The sequence below is a fragment of the Marinilactibacillus sp. Marseille-P9653 genome (genome assembly GCF_916618885.1).
In the GTDB taxonomy this organism is placed as follows: domain Bacteria; phylum Bacillota; class Bacilli; order Lactobacillales; family Carnobacteriaceae_A; genus Marinilactibacillus.
The window spans coordinates 1-20,349 of the sequence record NZ_CAKAKH010000003.1; the positions used below are offsets into that span (position 1 = coordinate 1).

Genomic DNA, 20,349 nt, shown 5'->3' on the forward strand with positions numbered 1-20,349 from the left:
TTTTTCTTTTTCCAAATTTGATAGAGTAGTTTGCCATATTCTTGCACCCAACGATAAATCGTCGTATGAGAAACGTTAATGTCACGATCATATAAGATTTCTTGAACTTCACGATAGCTAAGGTTATTTATTAATTAAATAAACTCAATACAGTTTGAATCGTACCATTTTCGATCAATATATAAATTCCTAAGCCAATAAACACTATAGGAACAAGGATTCGTTCATATTTTTCTAAGGTTTCGGAAACAAAAGAAATCTTGGCTAATTTGTAACTGATATAGCAAAGAACCGCAACAGAAATAGCAAATACGATTAGAGCGGTGACAATCTCTGAAAAAGATAACGAGGCAAAGTAAGGAATATAAATCCCTAAGTTATCGCCACCAGAAGCAATTGTTATTAAGGCAACGGTCCAAAAGAAGCGGTTTGTTCCTCTTGATTCAAGCTTTTCAACGACTTCCTCTTCTTCTTCCTCCTCTTCGCCAACCAATGCCACTCTGATTCCTAAGAAAATCGGAATTAGACCGAGAAGCCCAATGATCCAATTTTGCGGAATGAAATTCAGCACATATGCTGCAAATAAACTTACGGCTACTAAGATACCTGTTCCTAGATATTGACCCCAAAAAATCTGACGGAGCCCTTTTTTTGTATGACTTTGAGAAAAAATAATCAGCAAGATAAACAAATAATCAATGCTGGTAGAAATATAAACAGCGATAGCTGAAAAAATACTTTGTAACAAAATAACTTCCTCCAAACTAAGATTTCATAGATAGATTTTCTGATAACTTTAAAAAAACATGAATAGCGGAAAGGATGTCTTCATTCGCTAAAGAGTAATAAACTACTTTTCCATCTTGACGTGATTTTGCCATTCCATGTTTTTTTAAAAAACGTAAATGGTGTGACGTTGTAGCAATACTAGCATCTAGTAATTCTGCTAAATCACAGACACACATCTCTTTAAAATTTTCCAAAGCATAAAAAATTTTAATTCGGGAGGAATTACTGAAACATTTCCCTAATACAATTAAGCTCGACAGATCTTTTTTTATTAATTTATTTTTTACAGTGTCTACTTTTTCTTTATGTACGATAGTCACTTGGCAAACTTTTTCCATTCATCTCACCTCACCTTCAAACGGTCGTTTGAAGGTAGTATATCTATTTGATCACTCGTTTGTCAAGCTACCTTAATTTCAATACACTATTATAAGCAATTTCATGTATCAAAAGATTGTTCAAATAAAGAGCAGAATTGACAAGCGTACTTGTCTGAGTTATTCTTTATTCAGACAAGTACGCTTGTCATTATAAAAGGAGGATAATTATGAAAAAAGAAAAGATATTAAACAGTTACCGAAATGAAAAAAAAGATGAAGGCAACGACCATATCAATAATATGAGTGATGAGAAAGGTTTCTTTGCTATGGCTATGTTAATCATGCTTATAACTATCTATAAAATATATATGAATTTGCCGTTTGGAGATACTGGTGCAATCCCATTATCTTTTTTATCTTTTCATAGCTTTAATCGTTATAAGCAAACGAAAGAAAAAGATACCTTGGTATATGGTATTGTTACTGGTTTTATTGGAATTGCGTTCTTAGTTTGGTATGTGATCGAAACAATATGAGTAAACAAGATAAAAATTATTCAGAAGAGACAGATTTAGTACTGAAAAATCATTTAAAGGACACCCGTAGAGAATTAGGGCTTTCTCAACAACAACTCGCAGATATGATCGGTGTTTCTAGAAATACGATTGGTTCAATAGAGAGATGTGTGTTTGTTCCTACAGCAAAATTAGCATTGATATTATGTATCGCTTTAGATAAAAAATTTGAAGAGTTGTTCTACTTTGATTAAATATAAAAAAATTAAAGAACCTTGTTAATACAAATTTCTAGATACACGATTCTATGTAATTTCATGTGTTACAACTTAATAGGAATTTAAATTTTATTATTAGATTTTTTAATCATTTACACGAAAATTAATTTTATAAAGAGCATACTCTATACTCTTATTTTTTTTTCAAGAACTCAAAAAAGCGGAAAATCCCAGATTTAAAAATCTGAGTTTCCGCTTTTGTCATTTCAAGGATGGACTATTGTCTCAGCCTCTTCTAATTTATTCTTAAGATATTTTTACTTTCTCTGCAGGTGCTGATACTTCTTTTTGTTCTTTTCGACTTTTCAACTTATACTTCATTAATCTCATGCCATTGAAAATTACCACCAAGATACTACCTTCATGAACCAACATTCCGATAGACATATTCATCCATTCGCTGAAGAAGACGCTGGTCAACAAGACCAACACTACTCCAATTGAAATCACGATATTTTGTTTCATATTATTTGCGGTGGCTTTTACTAATCCTAATGCGTGAGGCAAGTTGCTGAAGTTCGAGTTCATTAAAACGACATCGGATGTTTCAATCGCTACGTCCGTTCCGCTTCCCATTGCGATGCCAATGTCTGCTAAAGCTAAGGACGGACTGTCGTTAACGCCATCTCCAACAAAGGCTACAATTTGACCACGTTGTTGAAGCTTTCCGATATAAGCCGATTTGTCTTCCGGCAACATGTGGCCGTGAGCTTCGGTCAAACCAAGTTCGCCGGCGACCACATCAACGGTTCCTTGGTTATCTCCTGAAAGAACGACTAGATTTTTCACGCCCAAGTCTTTTAATTCCTGCAAATTAGCTTTCACACCCGGACGGACTTGATCGCGAATGCCCATCAGTACTTTTAATTCACCGTCGACCGCTGTCAAAACGAGAGAGTTCCCTTGTTGTTCAAACCGTTTGACATCTTTTTGCACTTTTTTGCTGAGAGTGACATTTTCTTTTTCCATCAAGGCCACATTCCCAACAGCCACTCTATGTCCAGCTACACTTGAAACGATTCCGCCGCCTTTCACGACTTCAGTTCCTTCAACAGGATAAAAGTTTGTTTCTCCAATTTGATTTAAGACCGCTTTTGCTAATGGATGATCTGATTCCCGTTCCACACTGGCCAGATAGCCAAGCGTTTCAGCAGAATCTTTTTCATACAGTTCAGTCGCTGCAACGGTTGGGTTTCCGACAGTTAAAGTACCTGTCTTATCAAATACAATTGTATCCACATTGCTGAAGTCTTGAATGACTTCACTCCCTTTTAAAAGAACACCGTTACGAGCACCATTCCCAATACCGGCAACGTTTGAGACAGGCACTCCGATAACTAATGCGCCTGGGCAACCTAGAACCAAGATGGTGATTGCTAACTCAATATTTTGACTGAACGCCCATACAACAATTGCCAGAACCAAGACAGCTGGTGTGTAGTATTTAGAAAAGCGATCAATGAACCGTTCCGCTTCGGATTTAGAATCTTGTGCTTCTTCCACGAGTTCAATAATTTTTCCAAATGTGGTGTCCTCACCAACTCGGTCAGCTCTGATTTGAATCGTTCCGTTTTCTAAAATGGTTCCTGCAAAAACTTCTGCATCAGCTAGCTTGTTGACCGGAACAGCTTCACCTGTAATGCTAGCTTCATTGATATGCCCTTCACCCGTAAGGACTGTACCATCTACTGGAACTTTCGCACCCGTTTTAACGAGCAAGATATCCCCTTCATCTACATCATCCACTTCTACTTCTTCAAATTCGCCATTATCCATTTGTTTCAAGGCGCTTTCGGGTGCCATTTCAGTCAATTCTTTGATAGCAGATCGCGTTTGGTTCAATGTTCGTTGTTCCAAGTAGTGTCCGAATAAGAATAAGAACGTGACAATAGCCGATTCTTCATAATTTTGAATAAAAAGCGCACCAATCGCTGCAATACTGACTAAGACATCAATACTGATGACTTTGACTTTCATTGCTTGAAACGCTTGAATGGCAATTGGCATAATCCCAAAGACAGAGGCGATGATCAAAGACCACTCTGAAAGTCCTACGTTTTCTAAAACAAAGTGACTGAAGAAACCGAGTGCGATTAACAATCCACTGATGACGGTGATAACATTTTTCTTGCTTAATATATATTGTTGCATGCTTTTTCCCTCCAAATTTAATTTCTCTTTTATTGATAAACACAGTATAAGATAATTGCCTAAGTAATTAATTGACGGCTATCAAGTTTAGAAAGTTCTCTTTTATCGTTTCTAAGCACCTCGAATCGGATTGCAACAAAAAAAGCAATCCTGGAAAAATAGCTTTTCTTCCAGAATTGCCTAGTTCATTTAATCTGTTAAGCGGCCTTGACTTTTGCTTTAAGGACCGGATAGCCTACGTTTTCGATAGCTTTTTGAATCTCTTCAATCGAAGTGACAGCTGAATCAAAATTGGTTTTGACTTTGCTGGAGTTGAATAATACTTTAATGCTGTCTTTATCAATACCGTTAACTGATTTCACGGCACCTTCAATTTTTTGCATACAACTTGGACAAGACAACGTTTCTAATTGCAATATAGCTTTTTCCATAATTCCTATCTCCTTTATGTGTTTTTATTTTATCGGCAGCAGATTAATGAACACTGCCTTTTCCTCTTTACAACTGTAGTATAGCTCACTTTTAGCAAACGAAAATTGACGGCTATCAAGTTTTGCACTTCTTTTTATCTTTTTGCTCAATTCACCATCTTAATAGTCTTTTTCTGCCCCTTATTGCCATCAGAATAATAAGAAATTGGTGGATAATCTTGTCTGCGTATAAACCATACTACAATCGCGCCAATAAACAGGGCCAGAGACAAGGCTTGCGAAACGCGGATCCACTCGCCAATCCATAAACTGTCCGTTCGCATACCTTCAATGAAGAACCGACCCACTGAGTACCACAAAACGTAACTCAAAGCGACTTCTCCTTGACGCAAAAGCTGTTTTCGGTTCCGTATAGTGACGATGAGGACAAAGCCCAACAAACTCCACAATGACTCGTATAAAAAAGTCGGATGGTAGTAGGTACCATTGATATTCATTTGTTCAATGATAAATTCAGGTAAATAAAGATTTTCCAAGAATTGACGAGTAACCGGTCCACCATGAGCTTCCTGATTCATAAAATTGCCCCAACGACCAATGGACTGGGCTAACAATACATTGGGCGCTAAAATATCAAGAACGAGTGCCAAAGAAGTACCTTTTTTCTTTGCATACCAATATAGCGTACCCCCTCCTGCAATCAATCCCCCATAAATCGCAATGCCGCCATTCCAAATCGCAAGGATTTGTCCTGGATTTTGCAGATAATAACCAAGTTCAAATAACACATAATAAAGCCGAGCGCCGAGGAGTCCAATCGGAATTGCCCATAAGGCCATATCGATAATGGTATCCTCTTCCAGTCCTTTTTTCTTTGCTTCCTTGGTGCTCAACTGGAGAGCCGCTAATATGCCCGCTGCAATAATGACTCCATACCAATGAATCACAACAGAACCAATCTCCACCACATGGGGATTCAAAACGCCTAATACGAATCCCATTCTATTTGCTCCATTTCTTCAATTTTTCGCGTCATTCTAGTCATGGTGATGCTGAACAAGATTCCGGCTAAGCTCCATGGAAACCAAACAGTGAATTCACTTTTAGCTCCCTGGTCACTCGCTTCGTAATACGCCACTTTTCCGTGTCCGATTACGCCGGCTCCTTTTACAACTTCCTCTTCTTTTTCCATAGCTAACCTATCTGCCTCAACAACGTTAGACGTTTTTGCTTCGCCGCCAATCGTGTTCTTGGTGAAAGGGACGACAAAGAATGCACCCGCTGCTGACAACGTGATGGCAACTATCACCCAAAAACAATGCACATTCACCCCTACTTATTTTTACGTTTTGTTCGACAACCCTATCTTAAAGAAAAATAAAACAAAAAAACTTGAGGGTTATCATGTTTGTGCTTTTATTTTTCCAATGAATGAAGGTCGTTCTGTCTTAAAAAAGCCAAAAACGGACAGATGGAAGCAAAAGCACTGAGTTCTGTCCCGTTGTTAATGAAGAGCGACAGAACACCAACGTGTAGAAAAAAGTGTGTCCGATTATTCGCTGTAAAGCAATAAATCATCTAAATCCTGAATCTTGATCCTTTTCCCAGACAGCTGTTGAATCAATCCCTCGTCCTCCAATTCTCCAAATTTGCGACTGATGGTCTCAGGTGTCGTTCCTAAATAGGAAGCAATGTCCTTTTTTGCCATCGGCAGGGTGATGGTGGGAGAGTTGCCCATTTCAGGTTCCACATTTTCTGCCAAAAACAAAACTAAACGGGTAATGACACTCTCCACGGCTACTTGTGTCGTTTGACGTTCTGAACTTTCTAACCGTTTAGACATTTCCGCCAATAGTTTTAAAGAAATAGCTGGGTATTGTTCCAGAAAATCTTGGACATCTTTTTGCTGAATCATACAGACAACGGTATCTCGGGTTGCTTCGGCATATTCCTCGTGTACTGCATCCGGGTTGAACAAGGTCCATTCTCCGGTGAAATCACCAGGGTTCAAGATCCGCACTAGCTGCTCTTTGCCAGAGTCTGCCAATCGATAAATACGGATTTTCCCACGATTGATAATATATAAAGTATCCTCTTTTTCTTGTGAACGAAACAGAAACTCTCCTTTTTGATACTGTTTCGTGTGGGCTTTTTCAGCAATGTAATTCATCGCGCTATCCTCTAAGTGATTGAATATTGGAACCAAGCGGATACAGGCTGCGTGGTCACCAATTTCATGATGGGTATGTTTAGTCAATTCATTCTCCCCCTTTATTTATTTTGTTTATATTCGCTGCTTTTATTATATAAGTCTCTTACTACAAAAAAATTGATGCACATTAAGAAAATGGAAAAAGGACTGGAAAGAATTCCAATCCCTAAATCAGCTTCTACTTTTACCTTAATCTTCATCCTCATCAAGAGCGTCATCATCTTCTAATGCTTCTTTACCAATGAACGCTTGCAGCATCCAAATGTTCTTGTCTAAGTCATTTTTAAAAGCAATCAATGTATCTTCTAAAGCATCGTCACCCTCGTCTTGAGCTAAACGAATCGCGCGAATAGTTAGGTCACGAGTGCTTCTGAAGTCCTCGATAATATTTTCAACCATGTCTTCTGCTTTAGCGTATTTATTAACTGCATCTTCCGAAAGCATCGAATATTTTTCAAATTCAACCGTTGTCGAAGCAGGTTTATGCCCAGAAGTAATTAGACGCTCCGCAAGTTTGTCGAACCATTTTTCATTTTCGTTATACAACTCTTCAAATTTTTCATGCAACGTAAAGAAATTGGCTCCTTTTACATACCAGTGATATTGGTGCAGTTTCACATGTAATGTATGCATATTGCCTAAAAGATGATCCGCAATGGCCGCTGCATTAATTTTCGTATGATGAACATGTTCCTTGTGTTCTTGTTCTTCTTGCAATCTTTCTTGGGGTGTTCTTTCTTGAGTAGCTTTATTTTCAGTCATGATTTATTCCTCCTATAATTTTGGTTTGTTTAAAATAGCTTTCTTTGATTCCTCCTTTTTCTTTACTGAATTTAGTATAGGATAGATTTCCGTTAAAAAAATTGACGCTCATCAAGAAAAGTATTTCTTAATAGACGCCAGGCTTCTCTATTAAATTCAACTGAAATAATCAAAGGAATGAAGTCGTTCCCTCCAAACAAAAATTTCATTAAAGTAGGGCCTAAAAAAAGAATAGCAACTATACTTTGTCAAGAGACCTGACTGCTATTTTTTTGCTTGTTATTCTTCAATTACCAAATGTCTTGCCTTGCAGTATATTTAATGCTCTTTCTCACTAGTGTTGCATGCAACACTAGTGAGAAAGAGCATTAATAAGATTAACATAGACGAATAACTTTACTTTATTTATGTCATACCATAAATAAAAATTGAAAAGAATTTTTTTATTTATTTTTAGTAGGGGAGCGTCAAGAAGTTTGTGTAAATAAAGAATCCCTTCTGTAAAAATCATCTCTCTGCTAGTGTTCCAAACATTTCCCATAGCTCTGCTTCAGCTTGCTGGAACCCGCGGTGGCTTCGGGTTAAAAATTTCTGATTATACAGATCGAAATTTGAGACTAAAAAGCGATCCATGGATTCTTCATTTTGAAATTGCTCTTTACGTCGACTGTATTTTTTGATTTGTTTGTTAAAAGATTCAATCAAATTAGTGGAGTACAAGCTCCTGCGGATCGAAACGGGAAAGTCATAGAACGTCAGTAAACTGTCGTTCTCTAAGACTGCTTTGGTTACTCTAGGGTAACTGGTGTGCCATTTCTCTGTAAATTCAAGCCGAACTTCGATTGCCTTTTCTCGTGAGTCTGCTTGGTAAACAGCTTTGAAATCTTCACATACTTCTCTGCGATCAGCTACACGTACTTTACTAGCAATATTGCGAGAAACATGAACACAACAGTGTTGATAAGCAGCTTGAGGAAATGCTTGATGAATCGTATCTTTTATTCCTTTAAGACCGTCGGTCACAAAGAGGAGAACCGATTTAACACCACGGCTTATTAAGTCTTCTAATAGCTCTTTCCATGTAACAGTAGATTCATTTGGGGCAATGGCATAACCGAGTACTTCTTTGGCACCATCTGGACGGATTCCAACGGCTATATGAATGGCTTCTTTGTCTACAGTTTTACGTTTTAAGGGAATATAGGTAGCGTCAAGATATATAGCGGCATAATGATCATTTAGTGGACGTTTTTTAAAAGCAGCCACTTCTTCAGAAAAGACTTTTGTCATGTTGGACATCGTCTGCGGCGTATAGTGATGACCATACATTTTCTCAATCAAATCGGCAATTTCAGACATCGTGATCCCTTTTCGAAAGAGATGAATAATCGTTTCTTCCAGCGTTTCATTGGTTCTTTTATATGCAGGAAGCGTCTGTTGTTTAAATTCACCATTACGATCACGTGGAATCTGTAGCTTAAGTTCACCATATTCTGTTTTGACCGTACGGTCATAGGTGCCGTTACGAGAGTTACCTGAATGGAAACCAATACGATCATACTTTTCATAATCTAAAAAGACGGTCAATTCCGTTCTTAAGAGTGTATTAACGGCCAATTCTATATGAGAACGAAATAATTCATTTAAATCACCTTTTGTAGCTAGAGTCTGTAAGATATCTGTAGTAAGATTGTTCATAGGGAAGTCCTCTTTTCTGTGAATGTAGTGTGGTAACTCTATTCTACAGAAGGGGCTTCCTTTTTTCTATTTACACAAGATATTTTACACTCTCTAAAACATTGATAAAAATGAGATGGGATAATACCATCGAGTTCGATGAGAGCAAAAAAAACGAATCTTATGAAGCGTTTGAAAATGAATGCCAAATGTTTCTAGAAAATGCATTAAACAGTAATCAGTGGTTTATTTGGGTTGCTGAGAATAAAGGGGAAATTTCATCTCATATATACATAGAATTGATACAAAAAGTTCCAAGGCCTGGTAAAGTTAATTATCCATTTGCATATATGACCAACGTGTATACCGTTCCCGAATATCGAAATAAAGGCATTGGAAGCAAAGTAGTAAGTACAATAAATAACTGGATAAAAGAGAATAAATATGAGTTTGTAATTGTATGGCCGAGTGATGAGTCTATTAATTATTACAAGAAAAATGGTTACGCTCATTGTACGGAACCAATGGAATACTTTCCTTTTTGAACGAAGTTATTAGCTGAATAAGCGTCTATATTTCTTAATGTTTATATATAATGATTGTATATTTCATTTTGCATGGTTTCTTCGTCTAAACCAATATAGGACAACGTGACTGCTGGACTGGAATGATTAAAGACCTTCATCAACAAACTTACATCATTGGTGCGCTTATAATGAAGATAACCGAACGTTTTCCGTAAACTATGCGGCGATAATTTTAATCCAATAAGATCTCCAGACTCCTGGACAATCCGAAAGGCCTGATAACGGCTAATGGGTTGTTCAGGATTTTTATTACTCGGAAATAAATAATCTTCTTCAGTTAACTGATTGGCCAACACATAATCTCTTATGATCAACTGGATTCCTGCATTCAACTGAAATCGTTTTGGTTTTTTCGTTTTTTGTTCAATTCCAATATACTCCCCATGAAGAACTGTCCCTACTTTAGTCGACAACACATCAGAAACTCTTAATCCTGTATTTAACATGAAATCGATCAAGACATATTTTTTAGATGTCTTCTCCCATAAACTTTTCAATTCTTTCAATTTTTCCTGGTCTTTCACTGGACTAGAAGTACTCATATTTCGGCTCCTTAAAACGCAACAATTAAATTCAATAAGTTGCATTATTTGCTTATAAATTTAGTATACAAAAAAAACCTTGCATGTACAAGGTTTCGGACGCAACAATCTTAACAAATGTTGCGTTTTTTACTTTTTAAATTTCAAAGTATACTTTTTCTATTAGATTTGCAACTACGCAAAACCATATGAGTTACAGCGGAAGCTCTATGATTCACGCCGTTGCTAAAATTTTTTACTTCTTCAAAATTTTCCAAGTTTATTTAATAAAGTAACACGCACTACCCGTCACTCTATAAGGGAAATACATCTCTTCATACATCGCAATTACTTTTTCTAGCCATAAGTAAAACAAAAAGAGGAGTGATTTAATCACTCCTCTTTTTTATGTATTGAATTCTTGGAAAACACAAAATCAAAAATCGTGTAATCTATACCTAATATGGGTTTGACACATTCGCGACACAAAGTTAGCGCTTACAAAAATAATTATTTTAAAAACTTGAAAATTTTGTAAAACTATGTTATAATTAGCATAGCGGTGACAGTAGAAGTTTCAGCCTTTTACTGTCGGTTTTCTTATAACTGTTTAATCGTTTAATGACTATTAATTCCGTTCAACTGGTATTTATAATATCACTATCGAAATTCAATTTCAAGTCTTTCGATAGAAATATTGTATCAAAAATATGAATTTTTACGAAATGAAACTACTTATATGATCTCCCATGGCCGCACTATACCAAAATCAGGAGATTATTATTAATGGAAAACAACAAAATTATTCGCTTTAATCAACACTTCAACAAACAAGACGACAGGTACCTAGATATACCTTTGAATTCCGACGTGAAAAAGTTTGTCGATCCGGTAAAAATTGCTGGAATTAACGAACCTTTATTCGATTCTAAGAAGGCTAGCTTCAAAGTACAAGAGTACTTTAAAAAAGGTTTTAGTCTATATGCAGAAGGAAATAAAAATTTAGCCATTTCTTTGCTTAGCGAACCTAAGGAAATAAATGCTACTCATTTGGGTCTTTCTAAAGGGGCTTCAAAAGGTAATGGTCCATCTGAAGAAATATTAGACGGTGTTTTTCAGAAGATTACATCTGAAGAATTTCTCAGAAACTCTTTTATGGCACGTCCGACTCTAATTCCTCTATTCGTTCCGAATTTTGGTGCTGATAGATTTTCAGATTTGACTGTTAACATAATTAGCAAAGAGCTAGCAGAATTTACTGAAAATATTTGCAAAGAGCTTGGTATTCCCGTTTATGTGACAGGGCTTTGCAAATACTACGATGTATCAGATGGAAAATGGAAACAGTTAGTAGCAAATTTGCCGATGGGGCCAGACAAGAAACCTATACTTCTTGTACCAGCTGGGTTAGTGACTGATAATTATAAATTTTCGATTGAAAAGTTTGTCTATACTGTAATTTTTGCTCATTTAAAAGACGAGCATTTGAATAGAAGAAGTCCCTTGGTAACTTACAAAGAAAAAAACGGTGTGCTTACACCTGTAAAGCCTACTAACCGAGTGCTTAAAGAACATGAAATAAGAACGAAGTATAAAGATAGAGGTATGCTTAAAGCTTTTGCATTAGATAAATCACTTGAGCACCCTCATTTGCTAGAGCAGTATATCTCGTTTATTGAAGATGAGAAATATCAATAATTAAATATCGAAAAATTACCAGTTGAACTAAAAGCGGACAGATATTAAATCTGCTCGCTTTTTATTTTGTTCTATCTAACAAGTAAGTCTGATACACAACTAGCTAAAAACAGAAGTTCGTTAAATTCAGTAGGTTTAATCCCTGATGTGAGGGCTCTCTACTTTTTTTAAACACTGTTCATAAACGACTACTTTGTAATCAATTATGAACGAATCACACTGACCTTGCAATGATTTATGTGTTATCCGAGCGTAATTTGAATAATGGACTTTATCGTGTAAAAAAAGATACAACATTTATATAGAATGTTGCGTTTTTAAAACTGTGAAATTAATATACCGAAGTCGATATATAAAAACTATCTATCGACCTCGAAACTCAAATTCTTTAATTAAATAGAGAGATAAATATATTGAAAATATAAAAAGCTACTTGACCCATGAAAAAGCCTTCAAATCGAGAATTAAATATTATTAATTTAAAAGCTCTTTCATTAAAGAATTTAATTTTAATAGATAAACTTGTACAGCTTCTAAATATATTTTTTCGAGTTCACGCTAAGGGTACAAATTTTGGTCATATGAAAGCTTCCTGGTATGTTTTTAGTGGTTAAAAATAATGTACCGTACAGGCGATTATATAGCCTTTCTTTTTACACAATTATATGGACTTTATCATAGTACGCACCATATTTAGAAAATATCATTTTATAATGAAAAGTGTATAAGAATAGCTGTCCTCCTTTATTTTTAAATAAATCCTTGACAAGAAAGGTTTACACATGTAAACTTGCTTCAAACGATTTAGTTTACATGTGTAAACGAAAGGGGTGGAAAAAATGAGTACAATAGTTGTAAACCCTTATATCACAGATGCTGAATGGGAAGTTATGCGTGCAGTCTGGGCGAATGTCCGAGTGACTAGTAAAGAAGTCATCTCAATCTTGAAGGGGAAAATGGACTGGAAACAAGCTACTATCAAAACGCTCTTAGGTCGACTGGTTGAAAAAGGCGTACTAAATACAGAGCAAGAAGGTAGAAAATATATTTATTCGGCAAATATCGAAGAGAAAGAAGCGGTAAGAAGTTTTACAAACGATATTTTCGATCGTATTTGTCGGAAGAATGTCGGGAATGTAATAGAGAGTATCATTAAGGATCATACTTTAAGTTTCGATGATATCCAACGGATAGAAGAAATATTAGAGATGAAAAAAGCTTTCGCAGTAGAAGAAGTTGATTGTCAGTGTGCAGAAGGGCAATGCGATTGCCATTTACATCATCATGGAGAATAAGGAGCGAAAAAATTGGAGAATAAATCATTTGCCATAGAAGGTATGACCTGTGCGTCTTGTGCACAGACAGTAGAAAAAGCAGCAAAAAAGGTTCGTGGGGTCACACAGGCTTCCGTAAACCTAGCAACAGAGAAGTTAAGTATAGAGTACGATGAACCAACTTTTTCGGTAGAAAATCTACAAAAAGCAGTGGATAATTCAGGGTATGAAATGGTCACCCAGGAAGGAACGACGCAAACCTTTGCAATTGAAGGGATGACCTGTGCATCCTGTGCACAGACAATTGAAAAAGCTGTCGGAAAGTTGTCGGGCGTAGATAAAGCTTCAGTCAATTTAGCGACAGAAAAAATGCAAGTTTCTTATAACCCGTCAGCAATTTCAGTATCTGATGTGACTGGTGCTGTATCCAATAGTGGTTATGCAGCCGTATTAGAGACTACGGATACTCAAGATAATTCACGAGCAGAGAAGCGTGAGAAAAAAGAAAAAAGAATGAAGCAACTTTTAAATCGTTTTGGGATATCCATTATATTTACAATCCCTTTATTAATTATATCCATGGGTCATATGGTCGGTATGCCTCTACCAAATATCGTTGACCCAATGATAAATGCATTTAATTTTTCTCTTTTACAACTTATTCTGACTTTGCCGATAATGGTAGTAAGCTGGGAATATTTCCAGAAGGGATTTAAAAGTTTATTTAAAGGTCACCCAAATATGGATTCCCTGATTGCGCTTGGTACGGCGTCTGCATTTGTTTACAGCCTTGCTGCGACAATCGGGACAGGCCTGGGTTACGGCAACTTTTCCGATTTACTTTATTATGAAGTAACTGGAGTTATCTTGGCGCTCCATACATTAGGGCTATTTTTAGAAGAACGCTCAAAGGGGCAAATGTCCTCAGCTATTGAAAAATTAGTTAACTTGGCTCCTAAAACAGCTCGAGTAATACGTAATGGTGTGGAACAAGAGATTACTGTGGACGAAGTCGCTTTAGGAGATGTTATTCGAGTTCGTCCGGGAGAAAGTATGCCTGTAGATGGTGTTGTTGTTGAGGGACGCACTTCAGTCGATGAATCAATGCTGACAGGAGAAAGTATTCCCGTAGAAAAGGAAGATGGAGACGAGGTTATAGGGGCTAGTATCAATAAAAATGGTTCCATTGACTACCGTGCGACTCGAGTAGGAAGTGACACTACTCTATCCCAAATCATCAAGCTGGTAGAAGACGCGCAAGGGTCTAAAGCACCCATTGCTCGAATGGCCGATATCATTACCGGATATTTCGTACCGATTGTAATAGCATTAGCCGTTTTAGCAGGGATTGCTTGGTTAATTGCAGGTCAATCTGGAATATTTGCTTTATCCGTTATCATAACAACCCTTGTCATTGCTTGTCCATGTGCCTTAGGTTTGGCGACTCCAACAAGTATTATGGTTGGAACCGGAAAAGGGGCAGAACATGGTGTCTTGATAAAAAGTGGTGAGGCGTTAGAAACCACTCATAATTTAGACACGATTGTATTTGATAAAACAGGGACACTGACAGAAGGTAAACCTATCGTGACGGATATTTTGGTAACTCCTCTTATTACTAAAGAAAATCTTTTATATTATGCAGCTTCCGGTGAAACAGGTTCTGAACACCCATTAGGCGAAGCCATCGTACAGAAATCAAAAGAAGAGAACATGACATTAGCTAAACCAGATCATTTTGAAGCGATTCCTGGACACGGGATTCGAGTTGAAATTGAGGGCAAAGATATGTACATTGGAAACCGTAAACTGATGCTAGAGCAAAAGATTGATTTATCAAGCATGGAAAAAGAATCCGATCGTTTAGCAGACGAAGGAAAAACACCGATGTATCTCTCTGTTGATGGAGAACTAGCTGGAATTATCGCAGTAGCTGACACACTCAAGGAAAATAGTATGAAGGCTGTTAAAGAACTTAGAAGACGCGGTGTTGAAGTAATCATGATTACTGGAGATAACAAACGTACAGCCAAAGCGATTGCTAAGCAAGTGGGTATAGACAGTGTATTAAGTGAAGTATTACCTGAAGATAAAGCAGAGGAAGTCAAAAAACTACAAGAGGCAGGCAAGAAGGTAGCGATGGTTGGAGACGGCATTAACGATGCACCCGCATTAGCTCAAGCAGATATCGGTATTGCAGTTGGATCAGGTACAGACGTGGCGATTGAATCGGCTGATATTGTCCTTATGCGTAATGATTTAACCGCTGTATTGACTGCGATTGATTTAAGTCATGCAACGCTACGAAACATTAAACAAAACTTGTTCTGGGCTTTTGCTTACAACCTTGTAGGTATTCCAGTTGCGATGGGTCTCTTGTATATTTTTGGCGGACCATTGATGAGTCCAATGTTTGCGGCAGTCGCCATGAGTTTCAGTTCCGTATCGGTCTTGCTCAATGCTTTACGGTTAAGACGATTCAAACCAGCAGTTGTTTAGAAAATACGTAACTTATCTGGGATTTAAACTTCTACCTATTTAAAAAACGGGAGAAGACAAATAAAAAAAGGGGAATAGAATAATGAAAAAAGAAGTCTTATTAGATGGCGTAAAATGTGCAGGTTGTGCCAATACAGTGCAAGAAAAATTTTCAGCTATTGAAGGCGTTGAATCTGTAGAGGTGGATTTAGCGACTAAAAAAGCAGTACTGGAAAGTCAAACAGAGATTGATACCGAAACACTCAATGCTGCTTTAGCAGAAACTAACTATTCAGTATTAAGTGCATAAAGTACGAATACCATTTATTCATAGATAGTAGATAGAGATAAAGTATAGAACCCTTTTTATGATAATTATATGCAGTGTTAGATGAGAGGGTTCTAAAACTTTAAAATCAGTCTCTAATCTAATAAGGAGGAATTAAAAATGAGTAATAACAAAAAACATTCGTCACATAGTCATCATAATCACGGCGACATGGATCACTCAAAACACGACCATAATGAAATGGAACATCACGGGGGGCATCACGATCATCATGCTGGTCATGACCACAGTGGGCATGGCGGGCACGATCATCACCACCATGGAGATTTCAAGGAAATATTTTTAAAATCATTGCCTATGGGAATTATCATTATGATTTTATCGCCTATGATGGGGATTTCGTTACCATTTCAGTTTACATTTCAGTATTCTGATATATTGGTGGTTCTTCTCTCTACGATTTTGTACATTTATGGAGGTAAACCTTTCTATATGGGGTCAATAGATGAGTTTAAAGAAAAAGCTCCTGGAATGATGGCTCTTGTCACTCTTGGTATCTCTGTATCCTACTTTTACAGTGTTTATGCAGTCATTGCTAGATATGTGACTGGTGAACATGTGATGGAATTTTTCTTTGAATTTTCTTCATTAGTATTAATCATGTTGTTAGGTCACTGGATTGAGATGAAAGCTGTTGGAGAAGCCGGAGATGCACAAAAAGCATTGGCTGAGTTGGTGCCGAAAGATGCTCATGTTGTATTGGAAGACGATTCAATTGAAACACGTCCAGTTGCTGACTTGCAAGTAGGTGATTTGATTCGTGTTCAAGCCGGAGAAAATGTTCCAGCAGATGGAACGATCCAGCGTGGCGAATCACGTGTTAACGAAGCACTTTTGACTGGGGAATCGAAACCAATTGAAAAAAATCCCGGAGATGAAGTTATCGGTGGATCAACCAATGGTGACGGAGTCCTCTATGTGGAAATAAAGCAGACGGGCGATAAGTCCTTCATTTCTCAGGTTCAGACATTAATCAGTCAAGCTCAAAGCCAACCATCTCGAGCAGAAAATCTTGCACAAAAAGTTGCAGGATGGCTCTTTTATATTGCGATTATTGTAGCTCTTATTGCCCTTGTCATATGGATGGTTATAGCTGATGTACCAACGGCAGTTATTTTTACAGTCACCACATTAGTTATTGCTTGTCCGCATGCCCTGGGTCTGGCTATTCCATTGGTGACTGCTCGTAGTACCAGCTTAGGGGCCAGTCGGGGATTATTAGTGAAAGACCGGGAAGCTTTGGAGTTGACTACAAACGCAGATGTTATGGTTTTAGATAAAACTGGAACTTTAACAACTGGTGAGTTTAAAGTATTAGATGTTGAACTCTTTAATGATAAATATACGAAAGATGAAATCGTTGCCTTATTGTCAGGTATCGAAGGTGGATCTAGTCACCCTATCGCTCAGTCAATTATTAGTTACGCAGAACAGCAAGGGATACGTCCAGTAAGTTTTGATTCGATTGATGTTATTTCTGGCGCTGGTGTAGAAGGTCAAGCTAACGGACATCGTTATCAATTAATCAGTCAAAAAGCATATGGACGTAATCTGGATATGGATATTCCAAAAGGAGCAACCCTCAGTGTCTTAGTAGAAAACGACGAAGCAATCGGTGCTGTAGCTTTAGGGGATGAATTAAAACCAACAAGTAAAGACTTAATACAAGCCCTTAAAAAGAACAACATTCAACCCATTATGGCAACGGGTGACAATGAAAAAGCGGCTCAAGGAGCAGCAGAAATTTTAGGTATTGATTATTTGGCTAATCAATCTCCTCAAGACAAATATGAATTAGTTGAAAAACTTAAAGCAGAAGAAAAGAAAGTTATCATGGTCGGTGACGGGGTCAACGACGCACCTTCTCTTGCATTGGCAGACGTTGGTATAGCTGTTGGTGCGGGAACTCAAGTAGCATTGGATTCAGCCGATGTCATCTTGACACAGTCAGACCCGGGCGACATTGAATCCTTTATCGAGTTGGCTCAGAAGACCACACGTAAGATGAAAGAAAATCTTGTTTGGGGAGCAGGGTATAACTTTATCGCAATCCCAATAGCTGCAGGAATCTTAGCACCAATCGGCATAACATTAAGCCCAGCAGTCGGTGCCGTCTTGATGTCACTTTCGACTGTAATTGTTGCTATCAATGCTATGACATTGAAATTAGAGCCAAAATAAAATGTCGATTAATATATCGAATAATTGAATCACCTTAACGTTTGAAAATACAATAGTTTCACAGGATTGGAAACATATAGTTTTCATAAAAGAATAAAAGAGTTTATACTAAGAGCACTGAAAATAATATTTAAAGGAGTGTACCTAATTGAAAAAGTATATTCGTTTTGGCCTCATGATTTTGACGTCTACAGTGATTATGTATTTTTTGATGTTCGTGAATGTCAATGAATTTGCGCATATCTACTTGAGTCAGACTCGTATCTATATGGCCATTCTAATGGGTTCTGTCATGGCGATTATTATGATGGGTTTTATGTGGAAAATGTATGATAATAAACAATTAAATGTTGGAATAATGGGACTTTCAGTTTTACTCGTGGTGGGATCGTTTGGGCTTATTCAAAACCAAGTCGGAGTAGACGATACTGCTTGGATGAGAGCCATGATTCCACACCACTCTACTGCTATTATGACTAGTGAAAATGCCAATCTCACAGATTCGCGGGCACAGCAATTAAGCGAAGAAATTATCCAAGCACAAGAAGAAGAAATTGCTAAAATGGAACAATTGATAGAAGACATAGAGAAAAATCGGGAGGATTAAACAGCATAGATTCTTATACTAATCTAAACTGATTTTCACGGTGAAAACGTAAAAATGTTCTATTACTATTAATCGTCCCATTTCTATAGTTAAATTTATAAAAAAATAATTTTACATTTTAATCAGGAGGGAAAAAAATGAAACAGAATAAAAAATGGATAGGAACTATTTTACTGTCATCTGCCTTATTGCTCGGAGCATGTGGCACTGACGAGGTAAATGAATCTACTATAACAGACACAAACCAAACGACAACCGACGATACATCTTCAGGAAGTGGTGATCACGGTGGCATGATGCACGATGAATCTGGTGAAATCCCAGAAGGTTTGGAAGAAGCAGAAAACCCAACTTATCCTGTTGGCAGCGAAGTTACCATTCAAGCCGATCACATGCCAGGTATGAGGGGAGCCACAGGTGAGATTGTGGGCGCCTTTGATTCAATTGCTTATGAAATCACCTATACTGATAACGAAACAGGTGAAGAAGTTTCCAATCATAAATGGATCGTACACAAGGAAATTGAAAACTCCCAAGAAGAACCTTACCAAACAAGTGATGAAGTAGTTCTAGAAGCTGATCACATGCCAGGTATGCAAGGTGCTACAGCTACTATTGATTCAGCAGAAGACACGTCAGTTTATATGATTACCTATATTGATACTGAAACTGGAGATACCGTCGAGAATCACAAATGGTTGACTGAAGATGAATTAGAACCGGCTGAGTAAACAATATACTATCTATTGACGAAAACGAATATATTAAGTTGCATTATTTGATTATAATTTCAGTATACAAAAAAACCTTGATTACTCAAGGTTTTGGACGCAAAAATAATAAAAAATATTGCGTTTTATAGAAAATCAAAAGGCATATAGGTTTAAAGAAGAATTCCTCTTTAAACCTATATGCCTTTTTGTGAGCGTGTGCTATGTCACAAATGATTAGTCGAAAAGGAACTTTAATTAATATTATTGTTTTAATTAGTATATTTAAAATCAAACAATTAACTTCTAACAAACATTGTAGTAAATAATTACTTTTCTTGTTCTTCAATATGCGTTAAAACTTGTTCAAGAATACTAAAAACATGAAGATCGTCAAGGCTATAAATCATATTTTTACCAACTCGTTTTGCTTTTACTAATCTCGAGGTTTTTAAAATTTTCAACTGATGAGAAATGGCTGATTGTTCCATACTCATAGATTGAGCAATAGATCCTACACTAAGTTCTTCTTTGTGTAAAAGAAATAAAATTGAAAGTCGCGTAGGATCACTAATGATTTTAAAAAGCTTACTGACTTCTTGTAGGGACTCATTTTTAAATGGTAAAGTTGATGAAGTATACATAAGAGTTTCTCTCCTTTATATGTTTATCCGTTCATGTTAACACAAGAACAATGTAAAGCAATATTTTTCTGTACTCCTATTAACGAGTATACCAAATAGTTTTTTGACAAAATCGATTTAGCAATATATAATGAACGCGAATACATATGAATGAATATTCATGTG

21 protein-coding genes and 1 pseudogene are annotated in these 20,349 nt (G+C 36.9%); 10 read left to right on the forward strand and 12 right to left on the reverse strand.

Going from position 1 to position 20,349, the window contains the following annotated elements:
* From LG377_RS12060 to LG377_RS12070, 3 genes and pseudogenes are all read right to left on the reverse strand, one after another.
* A pseudogene (locus LG377_RS12060) lies at nt 1–125 on the reverse strand (IS6 family transposase); the annotation flags it as partial.
* Between the two features lie 5 nt (nt 126–130).
* Entirely contained in the window at nt 131–748 is a 618-nt protein-coding gene (locus tag LG377_RS12065; RefSeq protein WP_023171224.1) for a CadD family cadmium resistance transporter, read from the reverse strand.
* Nucleotides 749–764: 16 nt separating this feature from the next.
* Entirely contained in the window at nt 765–1,127 is a 363-nt protein-coding gene (locus LG377_RS12070) for a metalloregulator ArsR/SmtB family transcription factor (protein WP_023171225.1), read from the reverse strand.
* Nucleotides 1,128–1,336: 209 nt separating this feature from the next.
* Here LG377_RS12070 and LG377_RS12075 point away from each other — a divergent pair, with 209 nt between their 5' ends.
* Complete coding sequence (locus tag LG377_RS12075) at nt 1,337–1,645, forward strand: DUF6442 family protein (protein WP_010728593.1); 309 nt, start codon at nt 1,337–1,339, stop codon at nt 1,643–1,645.
* Nucleotides 1,642–1,878, forward strand: a complete 237-nt coding sequence (locus tag LG377_RS12080) for a helix-turn-helix transcriptional regulator (RefSeq protein ID WP_002329962.1) — start codon at nt 1,642–1,644, stop codon at nt 1,876–1,878. Before LG377_RS12075 ends, LG377_RS12080 begins: the two co-directional genes overlap by 4 nt.
* Before the next feature lie 270 nt (nt 1,879–2,148).
* On the opposite strand, the gene LG377_RS12085 is transcribed toward LG377_RS12080, so the two are convergent.
* The 7 genes from LG377_RS12085 to LG377_RS12115 form a co-directional block, all read right to left on the reverse strand.
* Entirely contained in the window at nt 2,149–4,053 is a 1,905-nt protein-coding gene (locus LG377_RS12085; protein WP_225744971.1) for a heavy metal translocating P-type ATPase, read from the reverse strand.
* Nucleotides 4,054–4,250: 197 nt separating this feature from the next.
* Entirely contained in the window at nt 4,251–4,484 is a 234-nt protein-coding gene (locus LG377_RS12090; RefSeq protein ID WP_003103602.1) for a heavy-metal-associated domain-containing protein, read from the reverse strand.
* Nucleotides 4,485–4,630: 146 nt separating this feature from the next.
* Complete coding sequence (gene lgt / locus LG377_RS12095; RefSeq protein ID WP_068710168.1) at nt 4,631–5,485, reverse strand: prolipoprotein diacylglyceryl transferase; 855 nt, start codon at nt 5,483–5,485, stop codon at nt 4,631–4,633.
* A complete protein-coding gene (locus LG377_RS12100; RefSeq protein ID WP_225744972.1) occupies nt 5,470–5,808 on the reverse strand; it encodes a hypothetical protein in 339 nt (112 codons plus the stop codon). The genes lgt and LG377_RS12100 overlap by 16 nt, the downstream gene beginning before the upstream one ends.
* Nucleotides 5,809–6,036: 228 nt before the next feature.
* Nucleotides 6,037–6,741 (reverse strand): Crp/Fnr family transcriptional regulator, encoded by a 705-nt coding sequence (locus tag LG377_RS12105; RefSeq protein ID WP_002292156.1) that lies wholly within the window; start codon nt 6,739–6,741, stop codon nt 6,037–6,039.
* 144 nt (nt 6,742–6,885) lie between these two features.
* Nucleotides 6,886–7,458, reverse strand: a complete 573-nt coding sequence (locus LG377_RS12110; protein WP_002292150.1) for a Dps family protein — start codon at nt 7,456–7,458, stop codon at nt 6,886–6,888.
* 507 nt (nt 7,459–7,965) lie between these two features.
* A complete protein-coding gene (locus LG377_RS12115) occupies nt 7,966–9,156 on the reverse strand; it encodes an IS256 family transposase (RefSeq protein ID WP_225744973.1) in 1,191 nt (396 codons plus the stop codon).
* A 110-nt stretch (nt 9,157–9,266) separates the two neighbouring features.
* On the opposite strand from LG377_RS12115, the gene LG377_RS12120 reads away from it, so the two are divergent.
* Nucleotides 9,267–9,680, forward strand: coding sequence for a GNAT family N-acetyltransferase (locus LG377_RS12120; RefSeq protein ID WP_225744974.1), 414 nt, complete (start codon nt 9,267–9,269; stop codon nt 9,678–9,680).
* Nucleotides 9,681–9,721: 41 nt separating this feature from the next.
* Here the strand turns inward: LG377_RS12120 and LG377_RS12125 are convergent, their stop codons facing one another.
* On the reverse strand, nt 9,722–10,264 hold the full coding sequence (locus tag LG377_RS12125; protein ID WP_225744975.1) for a tyrosine-type recombinase/integrase: 543 nt from the start codon (nt 10,262–10,264) through the stop codon (nt 9,722–9,724).
* Between the two features lie 765 nt (nt 10,265–11,029).
* Between LG377_RS12125 and LG377_RS12130 the strand changes: the two genes are divergently transcribed.
* The 7 genes from LG377_RS12130 (at nt 11,030) to LG377_RS12160 (ending at nt 19,561) form a co-directional block, all read left to right on the forward strand.
* Complete coding sequence (locus LG377_RS12130) at nt 11,030–11,941, forward strand: hypothetical protein (RefSeq protein WP_225744976.1); 912 nt, start codon at nt 11,030–11,032, stop codon at nt 11,939–11,941.
* 839 nt (nt 11,942–12,780) lie between these two features.
* The gene (locus LG377_RS12135) at nt 12,781–13,236 is read left to right on the forward strand and encodes a CopY/TcrY family copper transport repressor (protein ID WP_225744977.1); all 456 of its coding nucleotides are present in this window, start codon (nt 12,781–12,783) and stop codon (nt 13,234–13,236) included.
* A 12-nt stretch (nt 13,237–13,248) separates the two neighbouring features.
* On the forward strand, nt 13,249–15,714 hold the full coding sequence (locus LG377_RS12140; RefSeq protein WP_225744978.1) for a heavy metal translocating P-type ATPase: 2,466 nt from the start codon (nt 13,249–13,251) through the stop codon (nt 15,712–15,714).
* A gap of 82 nt (nt 15,715–15,796) precedes the next feature.
* Complete coding sequence (gene tcrZ / locus LG377_RS12145; RefSeq protein ID WP_062532177.1) at nt 15,797–16,003, forward strand: copper chaperone TcrZ; 207 nt, start codon at nt 15,797–15,799, stop codon at nt 16,001–16,003.
* Nucleotides 16,004–16,141: 138 nt separating this feature from the next.
* The gene (locus tag LG377_RS12150; protein ID WP_225744979.1) at nt 16,142–18,223 is read left to right on the forward strand and encodes a heavy metal translocating P-type ATPase; all 2,082 of its coding nucleotides are present in this window, start codon (nt 16,142–16,144) and stop codon (nt 18,221–18,223) included.
* A gap of 148 nt (nt 18,224–18,371) precedes the next feature.
* Nucleotides 18,372–18,830: a DUF305 domain-containing protein gene (locus LG377_RS12155; protein WP_225744980.1), complete on the forward strand. Its 459-nt coding sequence runs from the start codon at nt 18,372–18,374 to the stop codon at nt 18,828–18,830.
* A gap of 137 nt (nt 18,831–18,967) precedes the next feature.
* A complete protein-coding gene (locus LG377_RS12160; RefSeq protein WP_225744981.1) occupies nt 18,968–19,561 on the forward strand; it encodes a YdhK family protein in 594 nt (197 codons plus the stop codon).
* 308 nt (nt 19,562–19,869) lie between these two features.
* On the opposite strand, the gene LG377_RS12165 is transcribed toward LG377_RS12160, so the two are convergent.
* A complete protein-coding gene (locus tag LG377_RS12165) occupies nt 19,870–20,184 on the reverse strand; it encodes a helix-turn-helix transcriptional regulator (RefSeq protein ID WP_225744982.1) in 315 nt (104 codons plus the stop codon).
* Nucleotides 20,185–20,349 lie beyond the last annotated feature (165 nt).